Origin of the sequence: Pseudomonas sp. Kh14 (assembly GCF_900291005.1) — a bacterium.
Taxonomy (GTDB): domain Bacteria; phylum Pseudomonadota; class Gammaproteobacteria; order Pseudomonadales; family Pseudomonadaceae; genus Aquipseudomonas; species Aquipseudomonas alloputida.
The window spans coordinates 39,066-56,348 of sequence record NZ_OLKJ01000014.1; the positions used below are offsets into that span (position 1 = coordinate 39,066).

The window sequence follows — 17,283 nt, forward strand, 5'->3', positions numbered from 1 at the left end:
GGCAATTCGCCGCAAACGGAACGGGGCGATAATCGAACGGAATGTTCCGGTTGGTTAATAACTCTCCTGTGGTGGCCTCTTCGCGGGTAAACCCGCTCCTACAACGGCTTGCGCCCAGCCACCGATATGTGTCTACCACACGATCCGTGTAGGAGCGGGTTCACCCGCGAATACGGTGGTGGCTGCGACGGTGAATCGCCAAGAGATACTGGCCGGCACAGGCAGTAAAAAAGCAAAGCCCACCGCTAAGGGTGGGCTTGTGCTGTAACAAGGCCGATCAGCCTTTCGGTGTTTCCACCGATGCCTGCTGGTTGGCCTGCCCGGTCTGCTCGTACCAGCCACCGCCAAGCGCCTTGTACAGGTTGACCTCGCTGGTCAGCTGCGACAGGCGGTCGCCGATCAGCGCTTGCTGGGCACTGAACAGGTTGCGTTGGGCATCGAGGAAGGTCAGGTTGCTGTCAATCCCGATGCGGTAACGGCGTTCGGCCAAGCGGTAGTAGTCCTGGTTCGCCTGCACCAGGTCGCGCTGGGCCTGCAACTGCTCTTCGAAGGTCTTGCGTGCCGCCAGGCCATCGGAGACTTCCTGGAAGGCCGTCTGGATGGTTTTTTCGTACTTGGCGACGTTGATGTCCTTCTGGATTTTCGAGTAGTCCAGGCTGGCTTTCAGGCTACCGGCGTTGAAGATCGGCAGGTTGATCTGCGGCTGGAACAGCCAGGTGCCCTGGCCGCCCGAGAACAGGTGGCCCATGTCGGGGCTCAGGCTGCCGGCGTTCGCGGTCAGGCTGATGCTCGGGAAGAACGCTGCGCGGGCTGCGCCAATGTTGGCGTTGGCGGCCTTGAGCAGGTGCTCGGCTTCCTGAATGTCCGGGCGACGCTGAAGGATATCCGATGGCAGGCCGGCCGGTACTTCGGCCAGTTGGTCGGCATCAAGCTCCAGCGGCTTGGCCAGGTCGGCAGGAATGCCGGTGCCCAGCAGCACGGTCAGGCTGTTGACGTCCTGGGCGACCAGGCGCTGGTACTGCGAGTACTTGACCCTGGCGCCTTCCACGGCGGTACGCGCCTGGCTGACGTCCAGGGCCGAGGCCACGCCGACCTCGTTGCTGCGACGGGTGAGGTTGTAGCTTTCCTCGTAGGTCTTCAGCGTTTCTTCGGTCAGCTTGAACAGGGCCTGGTCGGCCTGCCAGGTGTAGTAGGCGTTGGCCACGCTGGCGACCAGGGCAATTTGCGTGGAACGACGCGCCTGCTCGCTGGAGAGGTAGGTTTCCAGGGCCTGCTCGGTCAGGCTGCGCACGCGGCCGAACAGGTCCAGCTCGTAGGCGCTGACGCCCAAGGTGGCCGAGTACTGGCTGGTGATGCCAGATTCGCCCGTTTGCGACATGTTCGCCGGGACACGCTGGCGGCTGCCGCTACCGGTGGCCGAAACCGCCGGGAACAGGTCGGCGCGCTGAATGCGGTATTGCGCACGGTAGGCGTCGAGGTTCAACGCTGCGACGCGCAGATCGCGGTTATTGACCAGCGAGGTCTGGATCAGCTGTTGCAGCGCCGGGTCGTGGAAGAACTGGCGCCAGCCCTGTTCAGCAGCGGCAACATCCGCCGATTGCGTCGGCGAGTAAGCAGGGCCTTGCGGCCACTGCGCAGCCACCGGCGCCTCCGGGGCCTGGTAGTCAGGGATCAGCGAGCAGCCGCCAAGAATGAAAGCGGTTACCGCCAGGGACAACAAAGACTTGGTCATTGCCCAGCCTCATAACGTGGATTTTCAGGGGTGACGTCTTTTTCCGGCTCTTTGCTGCCGAACAGCGACGACACTGCGACGAAGAACAGTGGTACCCAGAAGATAGCCAGCACGGTCGCACTGATCATGCCGCCGATCACGCCAGTACCGATGGCGTGCTGGCTGCCGGCGCCTGCGCCGCTGGCGATGGTCAACGGTACCACGCCCAGGATGAACGCCAGCGAGGTCATGATGATCGGGCGCAGACGCATGCGGCACGCCTCGATCGCTGCGTCGTACAGGCTGCGGCCTTGTTCGTGCAGCTCCTTGGCGAATTCCACGATCAGAATGGCGTTTTTCGCCGCAAGACCGATGGTGGTCAACAGGCCAACCAGGAAGTACACGTCGTTGGACAGGCCGCGCAGGCTGGTGGCGATCAGCGCACCGATGATACCCAACGGTACTACCAGCACCACAGCGATCGGGATCGACCAGCTTTCGTACAGGGCCGCCAGGCACAGGAACACGAACAGCACCGAGAGGGCGAACAGCGCCGGCATCTGCGAGCCGGAGAGTTTTTCCTCGTAGGACATGCCGGTCCAGGAGAAGCCGATACCGCTCGGCAGCTCGCCTGCAATGCGCTCGACCTCGGCCATGGCTTCACCGGTACTGTAGCCAGGCGCCGGTGCACCGAGGATTTCCATCGCTTCGACACCGTTGTAACGCGACAGCTTCGGCGAACCGTAGGTCCATTCGCCTTTGGCGAAGGAGGAGAACGGCACCATCTCGCCTGCGCCGTTGCGCACGTACCATTTTTGCAGGTCTTCCGGGCTCATCCGCGCGCTGGGTTCGCCCTGGATGTACACCTTCTTGACCCGGCCACGGTCGATGAAGTCGTTGACGTAGCTGGCACCCAAGGCAATCGACAGGGTGTTGTTGATGTCGGCAATGGTCACGCCCAAGGCGCTGGCACGTTCGTCATCAATGGTCAGCTGGTACTGCGGTTCATCGTTCAGGCCGTTCGGGCGCACGGCGCTGAGGATCTTGCTCTGCGCAGCTTTGGCCAGGAACTGGTTGCGCGCCTCCATCAACTTCGCGTGGCCGACACCGCCGCGGTCCTGAAGGAACACGTCGAAGCCGGTGGCGTTACCCAGTTCAAGCACCGCTGGCGGGGCGAAGGCGAACACCATCGCATCACGGAAGGTGAAGAAGTGCTGCTGGGCGCGCTGGGCCAGGGCAAACACGCTGTTCTCCTTCGAGCGTTCATCCCAGGGTTTGAGCATGATGAAGGCCATGCCCGAGCTCTGGCCGCGGCCTGCGAAGTTGAAGCCGTTGACGGTGAACACCGACGATACGGTATCGGCTTCGTCCTTGAGCAGGTATTCACGCATCTGGTCGACCACGACCTGCGTGCGCTCGGCACTGGAGCCGGCTGGGGTCTGCACCTGAGCGAACAGTACGCCCTGGTCTTCTTCTGGCAGGAACGCGGTAGGGATGCGAGCGAACAGCCAGATCATGCCGACCACGATCAGCGCATAGCCCAGCAGGAATGGCACCTTGTTGCGCAGGATGGTGCCTACGCTACGCTCGTAGCCGTTGACGCTGCGGTCGAAGTTGCGGTTGAACCAGCCAAAGAAGCCGCCTTTGGCAGTGTGGTGCTCGCCCTTCTTCAGCGGTTTGAGCATGGTTGCGCAGAGCGCCGGGGTGAAGATCAGCGCAACCAGCACCGACAGGCCCATGGCCGAGACGATGGTGATGGAGAACTGCCGGTAGATCACACCCGTGGAGCCGCCAAAGAACGCCATGGGCAGCAGTACGGCCGAGAGCACCAGGGCGATACCCACCAGGGCGCCCTGGATCTGTTCCATCGAGCGCTTGGTCGCTTCCTTGGGCGGCAAGCCTTCTTCGGACATGACCCGCTCGACGTTCTCCACCACGACGATGGCGTCGTCCACCAGCAAGCCGATGGCCAGGACCATGGCGAACATGGTCAGGGTGTTGATGCTGAAGCCCGCGGCGGCAAGGATACCGAAGGTACCCAGCAATACGACCGGTACGGTCATGGTGGTGATGATGGTGGCGCGGAAGTTCTGCAGGAACAGGTACATCACCAGGAACACCAGCACCACGGCTTCGATCAGGGTGTGGATCACGCCGCTGATCGATTCGGTGACCACTGGGGTGGTGTCATACGGGAATACCGCCTTGACCCCCGGCGGGAAGAACGGTTCCAGGCCTTTGATGGTCTCGCGCAGTGCCTTGGCAGTGTCCAGCGCGTTGGCGCCGGTTGCCAGTTTTACCGCCAGGCCGGAAGCCGGCTTGCCGTTGAACTGGGCGCTGACGGCGTAGTTTTCACCCCCCAGGCCTACTTGGGCGACATCGCCCAGGCGCACCTGTGAACCGTCTTTGTTGACCTTGAGCAGGATACTCTCGAACTGCTCGGCGGTTTGCAGGCGGGTCTTGCCGATGATGGTGGCGTTCAGCTGGGTGCCCGGCAGGGCTGGCAGGCCGCCGAGCTGGCCGGAAGACACCTGCACGTTCTGTGCGGCCACAGCGGTCTTGACGTCGACCGGGGTCAGCTGGAACTTGTTCAGCTTGGCCGGATCGAGCCAGATACGCATGGCGTACTGCGCACCGAACACCTGGAAGTCACCCACACCTGCGGTACGCGAGATCGGGTCCTGCATGTTCGAGACGATGTAGTTGGCCAGGTCGTCCTTGGTCATGCTGCCGTCTTCGGAGACCAGGCCGATCACCAGCAGGAAGTTCTTCACTGCTTTGGTGACGCGGATACCTTGCTGCTGCACTTCCTGCGGCAGCAGCGGGGTGGCCAGGTTCAGCTTGTTCTGTACCTGTACCTGCGCGGTATCGGGGTTGGTGCCCTGTTCGAAGGTGGCGGTAATGGTCATGCTGCCGTCGGAGTTACTTTCCGACGACACATAACGCAGGTTGTCGATACCGTTGAGCTGCTGCTCGATCACCTGAACCACGGTGTCCTGCACGGTTTGCGCCGAGGCGCCCGGGTAGGTCACGGCGATGGCGATGGCCGGCGGCGCGATACTGGGGTACTGGTTGATCGGCAGCTTCAGGATAGACAAGGCCCCGACCAGCATGATCACCAAGGCGATCACCCAGGCGAAGATCGGGCGATCGATAAAGAACTTCGACATGGTTTACTCCGCTTTGGCGTCTGCTTTCGCCGCGTTGGCCTGATCAGGGCCGGCCGGCTTCTTGACGTTGGTGGCATCGCTGACCTTCACCTCGACGCCTGGGCGCACGTATTGCAGCCCTTCGGTGATCAGGCGGTCACCCGGATTGAGGCCTTCCTCGATCAGCCAGTCGCTACCCAAGGTGCGGCTGGCCTTGAGCTGGCGCAGTTCGACCTTGTTCTCCTGGTTGACCACCAGGGCGGTGGGAGCGCCCTTGAGGTCGCGGGTCACGCCTTGTTGCGGTGCCAGGATGGCGTTGGCGTTGACCCCGGCCTTGAGCCGCGCATGCACGAACATGCCTGGCAGCAGGGTGTGATCGGGGTTGGGGAACAGGGCGCGCAGGGTCACCGAGCCGGTGGTCTCATCGACCGCGACTTCGGAGAATTCCAGGCGGCCTTCCTGCTTGAACAGGCTACCGTCTTCCAGCACCAGCTGAACCGAGGCGGCGTTGTTGCCGGCCTTCTGCAACTGGCCGCTTTCCAGGTCACGGCGCAGCTTGAGCAGCTCGGCGGTGGACTGGGTAACGTCGACATAAATAGGGTCGAGTTGCTGGATGGTGGCCATGGCGTCGGTCTGACCATTGCTCACCAGTGCACCTTCGGTGAACGAAGAGCGACCGATACGGCCGCTGATCGGCGCCAGAACCTTGGTGTAGCGCAGGTCGATCTGTGCGCTCTTGAGCGAAGCCTCGGCCTGCAATCGTTTGGCATTGGCGTCGTCGTATTCCTGTTTGGAGACGGCCTGTTCGTCAATCAGCTGCTTGTAGCGTTCGGCCAGTGAGCGTGTAGCCAGCAGGTTGGCCTTGGCATTGGCCAGGGTGGCTTCGTACACGGCAGGGTCGATCTGATACAACTGCTGGCCTTCCTTGACCTCACTGCCTTCCTTGAACAGGCGCTTGAGGATGATGCCGTTGACCTGCGGGCGCACTTCGGCGACGCGGTAGGCACTGGTTCGCCCCGGCAATTCCGAGGTGAGGGTGAAGGCTTGCGGCTGGATGGTCACGACGCCGACCTGAGGAGCCTGCGCCGCGGGCGCTGCTTCTTCTTTCTTACAGCCACTGAGCAGGGTTGCCAGGGCGACGGCGGAAACCAGAGCGGTAACGGCTGGCTTGAATTGCATGAGGATCCTCGGGTCGCTGGAGCAGGGAGACGCTCAAGAGTAATGGAAGAGATCTTGATCTGGAAAAAATGCTATCCGGTGGATAAATAGCTTGCTAAGGAATATACTTACATTCATGGTTGTTTGTAAATACTGCTGAGTTGTACTCAGGTACCCCTCAGCGCTTGATTAGCTCATCCGAGAGGCCCCGGCACAGGAGCCCTCGGAGCGTTCCCCGCCCGCGCTGCGCGTTCGGGCCAGATGAGGTTGTACTGCCATGGTCCGTCGAACCAAAGAAGAAGCCCAGGAAACCCGTGCCCAGATCATCGAGGCGGCGGAAAGGGCCTTCTACAAGCGCGGGGTTGCGCGAACCACCCTGGCCGACATCGCCGAACTGGCGGGTGTGACGCGGGGGGCGATCTACTGGCACTTCAACAACAAGGCCGAGCTGGTGCAGGCGTTGCTCGACAGTCTGCACGAGACCCATGACCATTTGGCGCGCGCGAGCGAAAGCGAGGATGAACTCGACCCGCTTGGCTGCATGCGCAAGCTGCTGTTGCAAGTGTTCAACGAGCTGGTGCTCGATGCCCGAACCCGTCGTATCAATGAAATCCTGCATCACAAGTGCGAGTTCACCGATGACATGTGTGAAATTCGCCAGCAGCGCCAGAGTGCGGTGCTGGATTGCCACAAGGGCATCACCCTGGCGCTGGCCAATGCCGTACGCCGGGGCCAGTTGCCTGGCGAGCTGGATGTGGAGCGCGCGGCGGTGGCCATGTTTGCCTATGTCGATGGCCTGATCGGGCGCTGGCTATTGCTGCCTGACAGTGTCGATCTGTTGGGCGATGTCGAAAAATGGGTCGACACCGGGCTGGATATGCTGCGCTTGAGCCCTGCTCTGCGCAAATGACACTTTGTTAAGGATTGTGAGGGAGTGTTTCCCCTTTGTGTTAAGGGGGCATTAAGGGGCGTGGCCGCCCTGCGGCTGTTCGCAGCACAAGGCGGCTCTTGCAGCGATTGCGTAGTCTTCAGCGGCCGCGCAATTGCCGGTCGGGCAAAGCCAATGCCGCAAACAGTCCCAGCACCGCGACGACCGCACTCCCCATCAGCAGCTGCTGGAACGTTTCCAGCAACCGCCCCTGAGTCACCAGGTCCACCTCTGCGGCCTTCAAGCTCCCCAGCAACGGGTTACCCGACAGTTCGAAACCACCCTGATGCAGCAGTGCCAGCAACAAGCTGGACATGCACGCCACGCCCATGGCTCCGCCCAGCGAACGGAACAGGTTGGTGGTGCTGGTGGCCACGCCGATGTCCTTGCTGGCCACCGCGCTTTGTGTGCCCACCAGTGAGGTCGGGAATTGCAGCCCGCAGGCTATGCCGGTCAGCAGCATGAACAGCGCACTGAGCAACGCTGATTGCGGCGGAGTCAGTGCCATCGCGAAAATGGCCACTGGCATCAGCAGTGCACCGGCCAGGATCTGTGGTTTGTAGCGCCCGGTCCGGCTGGTCATGCGGCCTCCTGTGAAGGCGCCCATGGGCAGCCCCATGGCCAGCGGCAGCAGATGCAGGGCGGCGCTGTCGGCGCCGGCGCCGGTAATGCCCTGGTAACGCAAGGGCATGAGCATGGTCAGCGAAATGGACTGGAAGCTGGCGAAGAAGATCACCGCCCAGCACAGCACTGCCACACGGTTGCCGAACAGGCTGAGCGGCAGCAGCGGCTCCGGGCAGCGGCGTTCGTGGGTGATGAATAGCGCCAGGCCCAGCAGGGCGCAGCCGAACAGCGCCAGCACGGCCGGGTCGGCCCAGGCGTGGCCCTGGCCTACCAAGGTGATGCCTAGCAGCAGGCTGCCTAGGCCGAGAATCAACAGCATGGCGCCAAGGTAGTCCACCTGTGCCTCGCGACGCTGCACCGGCATGTCGCCGAGCGCACGGCGAATGGCCCACAAGGCGACCAGCCCCAGCGGCAGGTTGATCCAGAACACCCAGCGCCACGACAGGTACTCGGTCAACCAGCCGCCCAGCACTGGCCCGGCCACGCTGGCCGCGGCGTACATGCTGCTGAAGTAGCCCTGGTAGCGGCCGCGTTCGCGTGGGGGTACGAAGTCGCCAATGATTGCCTGGCTCACCGAGACCATCCCGCCTGCGCCGATACCCTGCAGTACCCGGGCCAGCACCAGTTGCGGCATGTTCTGGGCCATGGCGCAGGCAATGGAGGCCAGGGTGAACAGGCTGATGCCGGTGAGGATCATCCGGCGCCGGCCGTAAAGGTCGCCCAGTTTGCCGTAGATCGGCACGGCCACGGTCATGGCCACCATATAACCGGAGATGACCCAAGCCAGCAGGCCGACATCGCTGAATTGCGCCGAGATGGCGGGCAGCGAGACGGCGACGATGGTCTGGTCCAGTGCGCCGAGGAAGATGGCCAGCATCAGGGCGGTGAGCACGTTGCGCAGGGCGGTGGGGGGCAGGGCGGCGGTCACGGAAATACCTTGTTTTGTCAATGGCGGCCCCTTCGCGGGCAAGCCTGCTCTCGCAGAAGCCCTCGGATTGTAACCTGAGTTAGGTAGCTTCCTATGTACTATCTGCATCCCCTATGCAAGATCGGCATTGGCGCATTCATCCAGTGCTGCATGGCTGCGTGATATCGTTGGTATGCCACAGAGGCTGAAATCCGGGGCTTGCACCAGGTTGGTGCAACATATTGCCGCAGGTTTTTCAGTCCGCTGTCTCCCACACCTTTTATTCCTCTGCCTGCATGTCGAGCATGACCGCCCAGATGGCGACGGTTGGAACAGGTCAGGTAGACCCGATTACAGGGGTCGGTAGTTACCGTTCAAATTTCAACTTTTTTGCGGAGTGATCATGCCCAAGGCTTCCCACCAAGATCTGCGTTTTGCCTTCCGCGAGCTGCTCGCTTCAGGTTCGTGTTTCCACACTGCCTCGGTGTTCGACCCGATGTCGGCACGCATTGCCGCAGACCTGGGCTTCGAAGTCGGTATCCTCGGCGGTTCGGTCGCTTCGTTGCAGGTACTGGCTGCTCCGGACTTCGCTCTGATCACCCTCAGCGAGTTCGTCGAGCAGGCCACCCGCATTGGTCGGGTCGCGCAACTGCCGGTACTGGCCGACGCCGACCACGGCTATGGCAACGCATTGAACGTGATGCGCACGGTGATCGAACTGGAGCGCGCCGGTGTGGCCGCACTGACCATCGAGGACACCCTGCTGCCTGCCCAGTTCGGGCGCAAGTCCACCGACCTGATCCCGGTCGAGGAGGGCGTTGGCAAGATCCGCGCGGCGCTGGAGGCACGAGTCGATTCGTCCCTGTCGATCATTGCCCGTACCAACGCGGGCGTACTCAGTACCGAAGAAATCATCGTGCGTACCCAGAGCTACCAGAAGGCGGGCGCTGATGGCATCTGCATGGTCGGGGTCAAAGACTTCGAGCAGCTCGAACAGATTGCCGAGCACCTGACTGTGCCGCTGATGCTGGTTACCTATGGCAACCCGAACCTGCGCGATGACGAGCGCCTGGCGCGTCTGGGCGTGCGCATCGTGGTCGATGGCCATGCGGCTTACTTTGCCGCGATCAAGGCCACTTACGACTGCCTGCGGCTGCAGCGTGGTCGGCAGAACAAGTCGGAAAACCTCAGTGCCACCGAACTCTCGCACACCTACACCCAGCCTGAGGACTACATTCGCTGGGCCAAGGAATACATGAGCGTCGAAGAGTGATCAGCAGGGCGCTGTCCATTCAACGGACGGCGCTCAAGGTTGCACTGTGAGGCACGCAATGTGCCTGCTCGCAGCTATTGGCGACGCTGGGCTGGCTGCGTAGCAGTTCGGCGCGCCAGCAGGCTGAGCCATACAGCGCTGCGACTGCGGTAAGGGCCATGACAAGGGCGACTCTTCTGGAATTGATGCCCATGGTGCTCACCTCCTGTGACAGCGATAGGGGTGTACGCCACTAGTATAGATCCCGATCCCACTCCGGCTCGTCCTTGAAACGCTGTACCAAGAAATCCAGCATGCTGCGCAAGGTCGCCGGCATGTGTTTGCGCGACGTATACACCGCATTCAGGTTCAGTTCACGTGGTTTGGCCTCGGGCAGCAGACGCACCAGTTCACCCCGGCGTATGGCGTCTGCGGCCTGGAAGGTTGGCAGCATGGCGATACCTGCGCCAGCCAGCGCAGCCCTCTGCAGGGTCATCACCTCATTGGCACTGATGTTTCCCGATACGGGCACGGCGACCTGCTGGCCGGCTACCGCGAAATGCCACAAGCTGTGTCCGAAATAGGCATGGGTCAAGCAGTTGTGCTGGCTCAGTTCCTCAACCCGTTGCGGCGTGCCTCGCTCATTCAGGTAGGCCGGTGCCGCGCACACGACCGAGCGGCACACGCTCAGGCGCCGGGCGATGAGGCTGGGGTCCACGTCATTGCTGGTGCGAATGGCCAGGTCGATGCGCTCGTCCACCAGGTTGACGGTGCGGTCGAGCATCTGCAGTTCTACCTTCACGTCGGGAAAGCGCCGCACATAGGCGGCCACTGCATCCACCAGCTGTGCCTGGCCGAATGAGGTACTGACGCTGATACGCAGTGCCCCCCTTGGCGAGTCTTCCGGCTGCTGCACGGCAGCCTGCAGGTCGCCGGCCAGTTCCAGCAGTTGCCGGCAGCGAGGCAGGGTTTCCTGGCCGGCTGCCGTGAGGCTGAGCTTGCGCGTGGTCCGCTGCATCAGCCGCGTGCCAACCCAGTCTTCCAACTCTGCCAGGTAGCGCGACACGACCGGCCGCGATAACTGCAGATAGTCCGCCGCCGCCGACTGGCTGCCCAGATCGATGACTGTGACGAATACACGCATGGCGTTGAGGCGATCCATGATTTGCCCGATTTCAGAAACAAACTATGTCTGAGCATCGCATTTTTTGTGACGAATCGGGTAACTAAGCTATGCGCATTGTTTGCCGGAAGGCGTTATCCGAAGCCGGCAGACGAGAGCCTTGGCGCTGGCGGCGAAGGTCGCCAAGGGCAGTCATTTCGTTCAACTGATGGAGAGTATTTCATGAGCAAGATCGCAATCATCGGTGCCACTGGCCGCGCTGGCAGCCAGTTACTGGAAGAGGCCCTGCGCCGTGGTCACCGTGTACTGGCCATTGCCCGCGACCCTTCCACGCTTGAAGGGCGAGAGGGTGTGACCGTCAAGTCGCTGGATGCCACGGACAGCGCGGCCCTGCAAGCAGCGGTCGCAGGTATGGACGCTGTGTTGAGTGCCGCGCATTTCTCGACAATGCAGCCGCACGCCATCATCGAGCCGGTGAAGCGCGCCGGGGTCAAGCGCCTGCTGGTGGTGGGTGGCGCCGGTAGCTTGTTGCTGCCGTCAGGGCATCGGGTGATCGACAGCCCGGATTTCCCGGAGGCGTATAAAGCCGAGGCCAGTGCCGGCGTGCGTTTTCTGGAGGCGCTGCGGCGCGAGCCGAACCTGGACTGGACCTTCCTCTCGCCTTCGGCTGAGTTCGTTGAGGGTGAGCGCAGAGGTCACTATACGCTGGGCAAGGATCATCTGTTGATCGGTGCGGACGGCAAGAGCTGGATCACGTTTGCCGACTATGCGATTGCCATGCTGGATGAGCTGGAGCAGCCGCAGCACTCGCGGCAACGGTTCACAGTCGGCTATTGAGTCGACTGCGAAAGGGCCGTCACAGGCTGGCCTGGCCCTCCAGCCAGTCCAGCAATTCCAGCAACCCCGGCGGCAAGCTCCTGGCCTGGCTCACCAGGTAATACCCCTTGCCTGTCAGCACCTTCAGCGCAAACGGCATGCACAACCGCCCGCCGCGCAGGTCATCGCCAATCAGCGACCAGTCACCGATTGCCACCCCTGTCCCCTGCGAAGCCATGGCCATCGCCATGTCCAGTGTCTCGAAATGCTGTTTGGGTCCATGCGTGGCCAGCGTCACTCCAGCCGCCTGCAACCACAACCGCCAGTCGTGTTCATCCCGCGAGGGATGCAGCAACATATGTCGGGCCAGGTCTTCCACCTGCTGCAACGGCACTGGCCCCTCACGCAGTGACGGTGCGCACACCGGGGTCAGTTGTTCATCGAACAGCTTGCGCACCTGCAGCCCGTGGTTCGGCGCATCGCCGTAGACCACTGCGGCATCGAAGCCCTCGCGACGCAAATCCACCCCGTGCTGCACTGTAGTGGTCAGCTCCACCGGTACGTCCGGGCGCAGTGCCTGCCACTCCATCAGGCGCGGCAGCAGCCAACGCATCACGCAGGTGGGGGCCTTGAGCTGCAGAGTGGTGCTGTGCTCACCCACCTCGCGCACCCCTTGTTCGATCAGGGCGAACACCTGCTGCACCCGTGGCAGCCAGTCCAGGCCTTCACGGGTCAGGCTCAACCCACGCGCCTCGCGCTTGAACAGGGCATAACCGAGGTGTTCTTCGAGGGCTGCAATCTGGCGGCTGACAGCGCCCTGGGTGATGTGCAACTGCTGCCCGGCGCGGGTGAAGTTGCAGTGCTGGGCGGTGACCAGAAACGTGTGCAGGGCAGGCAGGGGCGGGAGGCGTTTCATTGCAGTAAGCCATGATTACAGGACATGGCTAGTATGTGTTTTTTTACATTGTGGCGATAGCCGTGGCTTGGGTCCAATAAGGGCATACCCCAACAAGATTCATGGTGACCCCTGATGGCAACCTGTGGCGAAGTACTGGTCAAACTCCTTGAAGGCTATGGCGTCGATCATGTCTTCGGCATCCCCGGTGTACATACCGTGGAGCTCTATCGTGGCCTGGCGGGCTCTTCCATTCGTCACATCACCCCGCGTCATGAGCAAGGTGCCGGGTTCATGGCTGACGGCTATGCGCGCACCCGCGGCAAACCCGGAGTGTGCTTCATTATCACCGGCCCGGGCATGACCAATATCACCACTGCCATGGGCCAGGCCTATGCCGACTCGATCCCGATGCTGGTGATTTCCAGCGTGCAGTCCCGTGACCAGCTGGGCGGTGGCCGTGGCAAGTTGCACGAGCTGCCCAACCAAGCCGCGCTGGTATCGGGTGTGGCGGCGTTTTCCCACACCTTGATGAGTGCAGCCGACTTGCCGCAGGTACTGGCCAGGGCATTTGCCGTGTTCGACAGTGCCCGGCCACGCCCGGTGCATATCGAAATCCCGCTCGATGTGCTGGTTGAACCGGCCGACTTCCTGCTGCCGGGCCGCCCTGTACGTGGCAGTCGGGCTGGTGCTGCACCGCAGGCCGTAGCGCAGATGGCTGAGCGCCTGGCCAGTGCGCGTCGGCCGCTGATTCTGGCCGGTGGCGGGGCATTGGCTGCAGGGGCCGCGCTGGCACGGCTGGCTGAACACCTGCAGGCCCCGGTGGCGCTGACCATCAATGCCAAAGGCTTGCTGCCTGCCAGCCACCCATTGCAGATCGGCTCGACCCAGTCGTTACCGGCCACACGGGCGCTGGTGGCCGAGGCGGACGTGGTGCTGGCGATCGGCACCGAACTGGCCGAAACCGATTATGACGTGACCTTCAAGGGAGGCTTCGAGATCCCGGGCAGGCTGCTGCGCATTGACATCGACCCGGACCAGACCGTGCGCAATTATCTGCCGGAGCTGGCGCTGGTAGCCGATGCCAAGCTGGCAGCCGAAGCGCTGCTCGGTGCCTTGCAAACTCAGCCGCAGCCAGTGCACGAAAGCACTTGGGGCATGGCTCGCGTGGCCAACCTGCGCAAGGTCCTGGCGGCAGACTGGGACCAGCCAACCCTGAGCCAGACACGTTTGCTGAGCGCCATACTGGAGCGCCTGCCTAATGCGATTCTGGTGGGCGACTCGACCCAACCTGTGTATACCGGCAACCTGACACTCGACATGGAGCAGCCACGCCGCTGGTTCAACGCCTCGACCGGTTACGGCACCTTGGGTTACGCGTTGCCAGCAGCCATGGGCGCCTGGTTGGGCAGTGCCGAGCAGACCGTCGAACGCTCTCCGGCGGTGTGCCTGATTGGTGATGGTGGTTTGCAGTTCACCCTGCCGGAACTGGCCAGTGCAGTGGAGGCGCAGGTACCGCTGATCGTACTGCTGTGGAATAACCAGGGGTACGAGGAAATCAAGAAATACATGGTCAATCGGGCGATCGAGCCGGTCGGAGTGGATATCCATACCCCGGATTTCATCGGCGTGGCGCGGGCGTTGGGCGCGGCAGCAGAGAACGTGGCCGATATCGCCCAATTGCAGGCGGCGCTCGGGCAAGCTGTTGAGCGCAAGGGGCCGACCTTGATTCAGGTGGATCAGAATCAGTGGCAGGCCGCGGTATTGGGTTGAAGTATTGCGATTGCCTGTATCGGCCTCTCGCGCCTGCAGGCAGCGCGCAATTTTCGCATCTGTGCAAAAACCTGTAGGAGCGGGTTTACCCGCGAAAGCGCCGGTGCAGGCGAATGTTGAGCTTCAGACCGCAGTAGCCCGCAACCGAGCCACATCACGAATCGGCGGCGCGCCGTAAAGCCGGCTGTATTCACGGCTGAACTGCGACGGGCTTTCATAACCCACCCGATAAGCCGCCACCGCCGCCTCCAGCCCATCGTTCAACATCAGCCGCCGCGCCTCCTGCAGGCGCAGTTGCTTCTGGTACTGAAGCGGGCTCATCGAGGTCACGGCCTTGAAGCGGTGGTGCAAGGTCGAGGTGCTGAGGTTGACCTCACGGGCCAGGTCCTCGATACGCAGCGGCTGTTGGAAGTTGTTGTTGAGCCAGGAGATGGCCTGGCAAACCCGGTGGGTCTGGCTGTTGGCCAAGGCAATTTCATACAGCCGGTAACCCTGCGGACCACGCAGCAGGCGGTAGAGAATCTCTCGGCGGAACAGCGGCGCCAGCATTGCGATGTCGCGAGGGGTGTCCAGCAGCCGCAGCAACCGCAGCAGGGCATCGAGTAACGCGGCATCAGTCCTTTCCACATACAAACCACGGCCGGAAGGTCGATTGGGTACCAGCATCGGCCCGCTCTCGGCGATCAGCTGGCTGATCTCGGCCGGGTCCAGGTCCATGCGCAGGCCCAGGCTTGGGTTCTCGGGGCTGGCATCCAGCCTCACGGCACTGAGTGGCAAGGTCACCGAAACGACCATGTAATGCAGTGGGTCGTAGGCGTACTGCTCGTCACCCAGGAACAGGCTTTTGCTGCCTTGGGCAAGGATGCACAGGGCAGGCTGCGCCAGGGTGGGTACAGAACGCACATTTTCGGTGTAACGCACCAGGTACAGGTCATCGATGGCCGATGCTGGGCCAAAGGGCTCGCCCGCATGGCGGTTGATCAGCTCGGCCAGCTCCAGGCGCTGCAGTTCCAGGGTCGGTTCGGTGGACGTGGCGGTGGTCATGATGGCTTTCCTCTGCTGACCGACGCAGCATAGGTTTGGGCAAAGACGGGCGCTAGTCGAAAGCTGCATGTCGATTGCCTGATCCTGCCGCGCTGCAGGATCAGGCAATCGACATGCAGTAATGGCCTAACGCGCCGCGCGGGTGAGCGCCTAACCTTGGCAGCCTGGCTTTTCCGTCCGCCTGCTTCAAGGAGATTGTGCAATGACCCTTAAACAACCGGTCACCCACCTTGCTTTCATCCGTGCCAGCAGCGGGCGCTCGGCAGAGCTGGGCGCGCGTCTGCGTGACCTGCTCGAGCCCTCGCTGCGTACACCGGGTTGCCTGAGTTTCACCGTGCAGCGTTCTCAGGCTGATGCTGACCTGTGGTTGCTCAGCGGAAGCTGGCAGGACCAGCAGGCGATGAGTGGTTACTTTGCTTCGCCGACACTGGAGGTGTTCGGTGAGCTGGTGCAGGCTCAGGTGGTCAGCAGCCTGGACTTGCATACCTTCGACTGAGCCTGGATGAGGTAAAGTGACGCCCTTGTTCAACAACCCGGACAGCAACATGGCACGTAGGGAATTCACTCATTTCGAAGCGGTATCGGCGATGGTGCCGGTGGAAGGTGGCGGCTACAACGCGGCCATCGCAGTCAAAGCCTTGGGCATGGGCGGTGCGCCGCGCTTTCACAAGGTTCTCGACGGGCAGGTGTTCAAGGGCGCTGTGGCCGCCGACGAAGCGGCCACCGCCGAGCTGCAACGCCTGCAGGGCGTCAGCGAAGAGGGTGAGCTGGTCTGGTGATCAGGCCGGCGGCCGGGCCATCTTGAACAGGTTGCCCAGCTCGAAATAATCCGCTGGGCCACCTCCACGCAGGATCGGCTCGGCGGCAGCGGTATCGTAGATGCCGTTGTTCAACAGGTGCTCGGCAATGTGCACCGCCACCACTTCCCCAAGGATCAGCCAGCTGGGCACCTGTTCCTGGTCGGCGCGCTTGAGCTGGACGATCTGGCTGACCTTGCACTCGAAGGCTACCGGCGTTTCACCCACGCGTGGCACCTTGACGATGCTCGACGGTGCGGCAGTGAGGCCGCTCAATTCGAATTCGTTCACTTCGGCAGCAACCGGTGCACAGCTCAGGTTCATTTGCTCGGCCAGTGGGCGGGTGGCCAGGTTCCAGACGAACTCACCGGTCTGCTCGATGTTGTTCAGGCTGTCTTTGCGCCCGACGCTGCAGAAACCGATGATCGGCGGGATGTAGTTGAACGCATTGAAGAAGCTGTAAGGCGCCAGGTTCAGGCGGCCTTCGCGGTCCTGAGAGGAGATCCAGCCGATCGGGCGGGGACCGACGATGGCATTGAACGGGTCGTGCGGCAGGCCGTGGCCTTTGGCGGGTTCGTAGTAATACATCTGTGCTGGGCTTGTTGGCCCTACCTCCTGGTGGACAAGGTGCCTAGTGTGCCAAGCCTGAGCTTGCCTGCAAATGATCAAGCCCGGCCGAAGCCGGGCTGGGTGCTCGCAATCAGGTATCAGCTGATGCGGTGCGCGTTGGTGCGGTCGAAGCCGTCTTCAGCGAAGCGTTGGCCGCCGGTGCGGTCGAAGCCGTCTTCGGCGAAGCGTTGGCCACCAGTGCGGTCGAAGCCGTCTTCGGCGAAGCGTTGGCCACCGGTGCGGTCGAAGCCGTCTTCGGCGAAGCGCTGGCCACCGGTGCGGTCGAAGCCATCTTCAGCGTAGCTGGCTGACTGGGTTTGAACCGCGGCAAAGGTGTGAGCGTCGGTCCGGTCGAAGCCATCTTCGGCGAAGGCGCCAGCTGCGAAAACCGAGAGGGCCAGGGTAAGGATCAGTTTGTTTTTCATGGTCGTTGCTCCAGGGGTTGGTGAGTTGTTTGTTTCTATGGGTTTAATCCTACGCCGAATAATTTGATTAAA

General features: G+C 62.3%; 15 protein-coding genes. 6 read left to right on the forward strand and 9 right to left on the reverse strand.

The features are described 5' to 3' along the window. Positions 1–277: 277 nt before the first annotated feature. The 3 genes from FQ668_RS06375 to ttgA are packed head-to-tail and all read right to left on the reverse strand — an operon-like array spanning position 278 to position 6,039. Entirely contained in the window at positions 278–1,732 is a 1,455-nt protein-coding gene (locus FQ668_RS06375) for an AdeC/AdeK/OprM family multidrug efflux complex outer membrane factor (protein ID WP_019437966.1), read from the reverse strand. Next, entirely contained in the window at positions 1,729–4,881 is a 3,153-nt protein-coding gene (ttgB, locus tag FQ668_RS06380) for a multidrug efflux RND transporter permease subunit TtgB (RefSeq protein WP_014592250.1), read from the reverse strand. Before ttgB ends, FQ668_RS06375 begins: the two co-directional genes overlap by 4 nt. Positions 4,882–4,884: 3 nt before the next feature. After that, positions 4,885–6,039, reverse strand: coding sequence for a toluene efflux RND transporter periplasmic adaptor subunit TtgA (gene ttgA, locus FQ668_RS06385; protein WP_014592249.1), 1,155 nt, complete (start codon positions 6,037–6,039; stop codon positions 4,885–4,887). Between the two features lie 256 nt (positions 6,040–6,295). Here ttgA and ttgR point away from each other — a divergent pair, with 256 nt between their 5' ends. Then, positions 6,296–6,928: an efflux transport transcriptional regulator TtgR gene (gene ttgR, locus FQ668_RS06390; protein WP_010952495.1), complete on the forward strand. Its 633-nt coding sequence runs from the start codon at positions 6,296–6,298 to the stop codon at positions 6,926–6,928. Positions 6,929–7,046: 118 nt separating this feature from the next. Here ttgR and FQ668_RS06395 read toward each other — a convergent pair whose 3' ends face one another. Beyond that, entirely contained in the window at positions 7,047–8,498 is a 1,452-nt protein-coding gene (locus FQ668_RS06395) for an MDR family MFS transporter (RefSeq protein ID WP_019437967.1), read from the reverse strand. 382 nt (positions 8,499–8,880) lie between these two features. Here FQ668_RS06395 and FQ668_RS06400 point away from each other — a divergent pair, with 382 nt between their 5' ends. Then, positions 8,881–9,750 (forward strand): oxaloacetate decarboxylase, encoded by an 870-nt coding sequence (locus FQ668_RS06400; protein WP_003251963.1) that lies wholly within the window; start codon positions 8,881–8,883, stop codon positions 9,748–9,750. A gap of 232 nt (positions 9,751–9,982) precedes the next feature. On the opposite strand, the gene FQ668_RS06405 is transcribed toward FQ668_RS06400, so the two are convergent. Continuing rightward, the gene (locus FQ668_RS06405; RefSeq protein WP_014592246.1) at positions 9,983–10,891 is read right to left on the reverse strand and encodes a LysR family transcriptional regulator; all 909 of its coding nucleotides are present in this window, start codon (positions 10,889–10,891) and stop codon (positions 9,983–9,985) included. A 183-nt stretch (positions 10,892–11,074) separates the two neighbouring features. Between FQ668_RS06405 and FQ668_RS06410 the strand changes: the two genes are divergently transcribed. Then, a complete protein-coding gene (locus FQ668_RS06410) occupies positions 11,075–11,689 on the forward strand; it encodes an NAD(P)-dependent oxidoreductase (protein ID WP_014592245.1) in 615 nt (204 codons plus the stop codon). 19 nt (positions 11,690–11,708) lie between these two features. Here FQ668_RS06410 and FQ668_RS06415 read toward each other — a convergent pair whose 3' ends face one another. Further along, positions 11,709–12,584: a LysR substrate-binding domain-containing protein gene (locus tag FQ668_RS06415; protein ID WP_014592244.1), complete on the reverse strand. Its 876-nt coding sequence runs from the start codon at positions 12,582–12,584 to the stop codon at positions 11,709–11,711. A 114-nt stretch (positions 12,585–12,698) separates the two neighbouring features. On the opposite strand from FQ668_RS06415, the gene FQ668_RS06420 reads away from it, so the two are divergent. Further along, the gene (locus FQ668_RS06420) at positions 12,699–14,336 is read left to right on the forward strand and encodes a 5-guanidino-2-oxopentanoate decarboxylase (RefSeq protein WP_014592243.1); all 1,638 of its coding nucleotides are present in this window, start codon (positions 12,699–12,701) and stop codon (positions 14,334–14,336) included. Positions 14,337–14,459: 123 nt separating this feature from the next. On the opposite strand, the gene FQ668_RS06425 is transcribed toward FQ668_RS06420, so the two are convergent. Then, complete coding sequence (locus FQ668_RS06425; RefSeq protein ID WP_014592242.1) at positions 14,460–15,380, reverse strand: AraC family transcriptional regulator; 921 nt, start codon at positions 15,378–15,380, stop codon at positions 14,460–14,462. A 202-nt stretch (positions 15,381–15,582) separates the two neighbouring features. Here FQ668_RS06425 and FQ668_RS06430 point away from each other — a divergent pair, with 202 nt between their 5' ends. Both FQ668_RS06430 and FQ668_RS06435 read left to right on the forward strand, forming a co-directional pair. Next, positions 15,583–15,876: a putative quinol monooxygenase gene (locus FQ668_RS06430; protein WP_010952504.1), complete on the forward strand. Its 294-nt coding sequence runs from the start codon at positions 15,583–15,585 to the stop codon at positions 15,874–15,876. A 16-nt stretch (positions 15,877–15,892) separates the two neighbouring features. Further along, positions 15,893–16,159 (forward strand): hypothetical protein, encoded by a 267-nt coding sequence (locus FQ668_RS06435; RefSeq protein WP_014592241.1) that lies wholly within the window; start codon positions 15,893–15,895, stop codon positions 16,157–16,159. Here FQ668_RS06435 and FQ668_RS06440 read toward each other — a convergent pair whose 3' ends face one another. Both FQ668_RS06440 and FQ668_RS06445 read right to left on the reverse strand, forming a co-directional pair. After that, positions 16,160–16,765 carry a flavin reductase family protein gene (locus FQ668_RS06440; RefSeq protein ID WP_010952506.1) on the reverse strand — a complete coding sequence of 202 codons (606 nt, stop codon included), beginning with the start codon at positions 16,763–16,765 and terminating at the stop codon, positions 16,160–16,162. Between the two features lie 119 nt (positions 16,766–16,884). Then, positions 16,885–17,211 (reverse strand): hypothetical protein, encoded by a 327-nt coding sequence (locus FQ668_RS06445; RefSeq protein WP_014592240.1) that lies wholly within the window; start codon positions 17,209–17,211, stop codon positions 16,885–16,887. Positions 17,212–17,283 lie beyond the last annotated feature (72 nt).

What these genes read in the sequence shown, in the direction of transcription:
- FQ668_RS06415 (WP_014592244.1), bottom strand. Translation starts at nt 12,584, where the DNA reads ATGAAACGCCTCCCGCCCCTGCCTGCCCTGCACACGTTTCTGGTCACC.
- FQ668_RS06430 (WP_010952504.1), top strand. Translation starts at nt 15,583, where the DNA reads ATGACCCTTAAACAACCGGTCACCCACCTTGCTTTCATCCGTGCCAGC.
- ttgA (WP_014592249.1), bottom strand. Translation starts at nt 6,039, where the DNA reads ATGCAATTCAAGCCAGCCGTTACCGCTCTGGTTTCCGCCGTCGCCCTG.
- ttgR (WP_010952495.1), top strand. Translation starts at nt 6,296, where the DNA reads ATGGTCCGTCGAACCAAAGAAGAAGCCCAGGAAACCCGTGCCCAGATC.
- FQ668_RS06400 (WP_003251963.1), top strand. Translation starts at nt 8,881, where the DNA reads ATGCCCAAGGCTTCCCACCAAGATCTGCGTTTTGCCTTCCGCGAGCTG.
- ttgB (WP_014592250.1), bottom strand. Translation starts at nt 4,881, where the DNA reads ATGTCGAAGTTCTTTATCGATCGCCCGATCTTCGCCTGGGTGATCGCC.
- FQ668_RS06425 (WP_014592242.1), bottom strand. Translation starts at nt 15,380, where the DNA reads ATGACCACCGCCACGTCCACCGAACCGACCCTGGAACTGCAGCGCCTG.
- FQ668_RS06445 (WP_014592240.1), bottom strand. Translation starts at nt 17,211, where the DNA reads ATGAAAAACAAACTGATCCTTACCCTGGCCCTCTCGGTTTTCGCAGCT.
- FQ668_RS06405 (WP_014592246.1), bottom strand. Translation starts at nt 10,891, where the DNA reads ATGGATCGCCTCAACGCCATGCGTGTATTCGTCACAGTCATCGATCTG.
- FQ668_RS06410 (WP_014592245.1), top strand. Translation starts at nt 11,075, where the DNA reads ATGAGCAAGATCGCAATCATCGGTGCCACTGGCCGCGCTGGCAGCCAG.
- FQ668_RS06420 (WP_014592243.1), top strand. Translation starts at nt 12,699, where the DNA reads ATGGCAACCTGTGGCGAAGTACTGGTCAAACTCCTTGAAGGCTATGGC.
- FQ668_RS06375 (WP_019437966.1), bottom strand. Translation starts at nt 1,732, where the DNA reads ATGACCAAGTCTTTGTTGTCCCTGGCGGTAACCGCTTTCATTCTTGGC.
- FQ668_RS06440 (WP_010952506.1), bottom strand. Translation starts at nt 16,765, where the DNA reads ATGTATTACTACGAACCCGCCAAAGGCCACGGCCTGCCGCACGACCCG.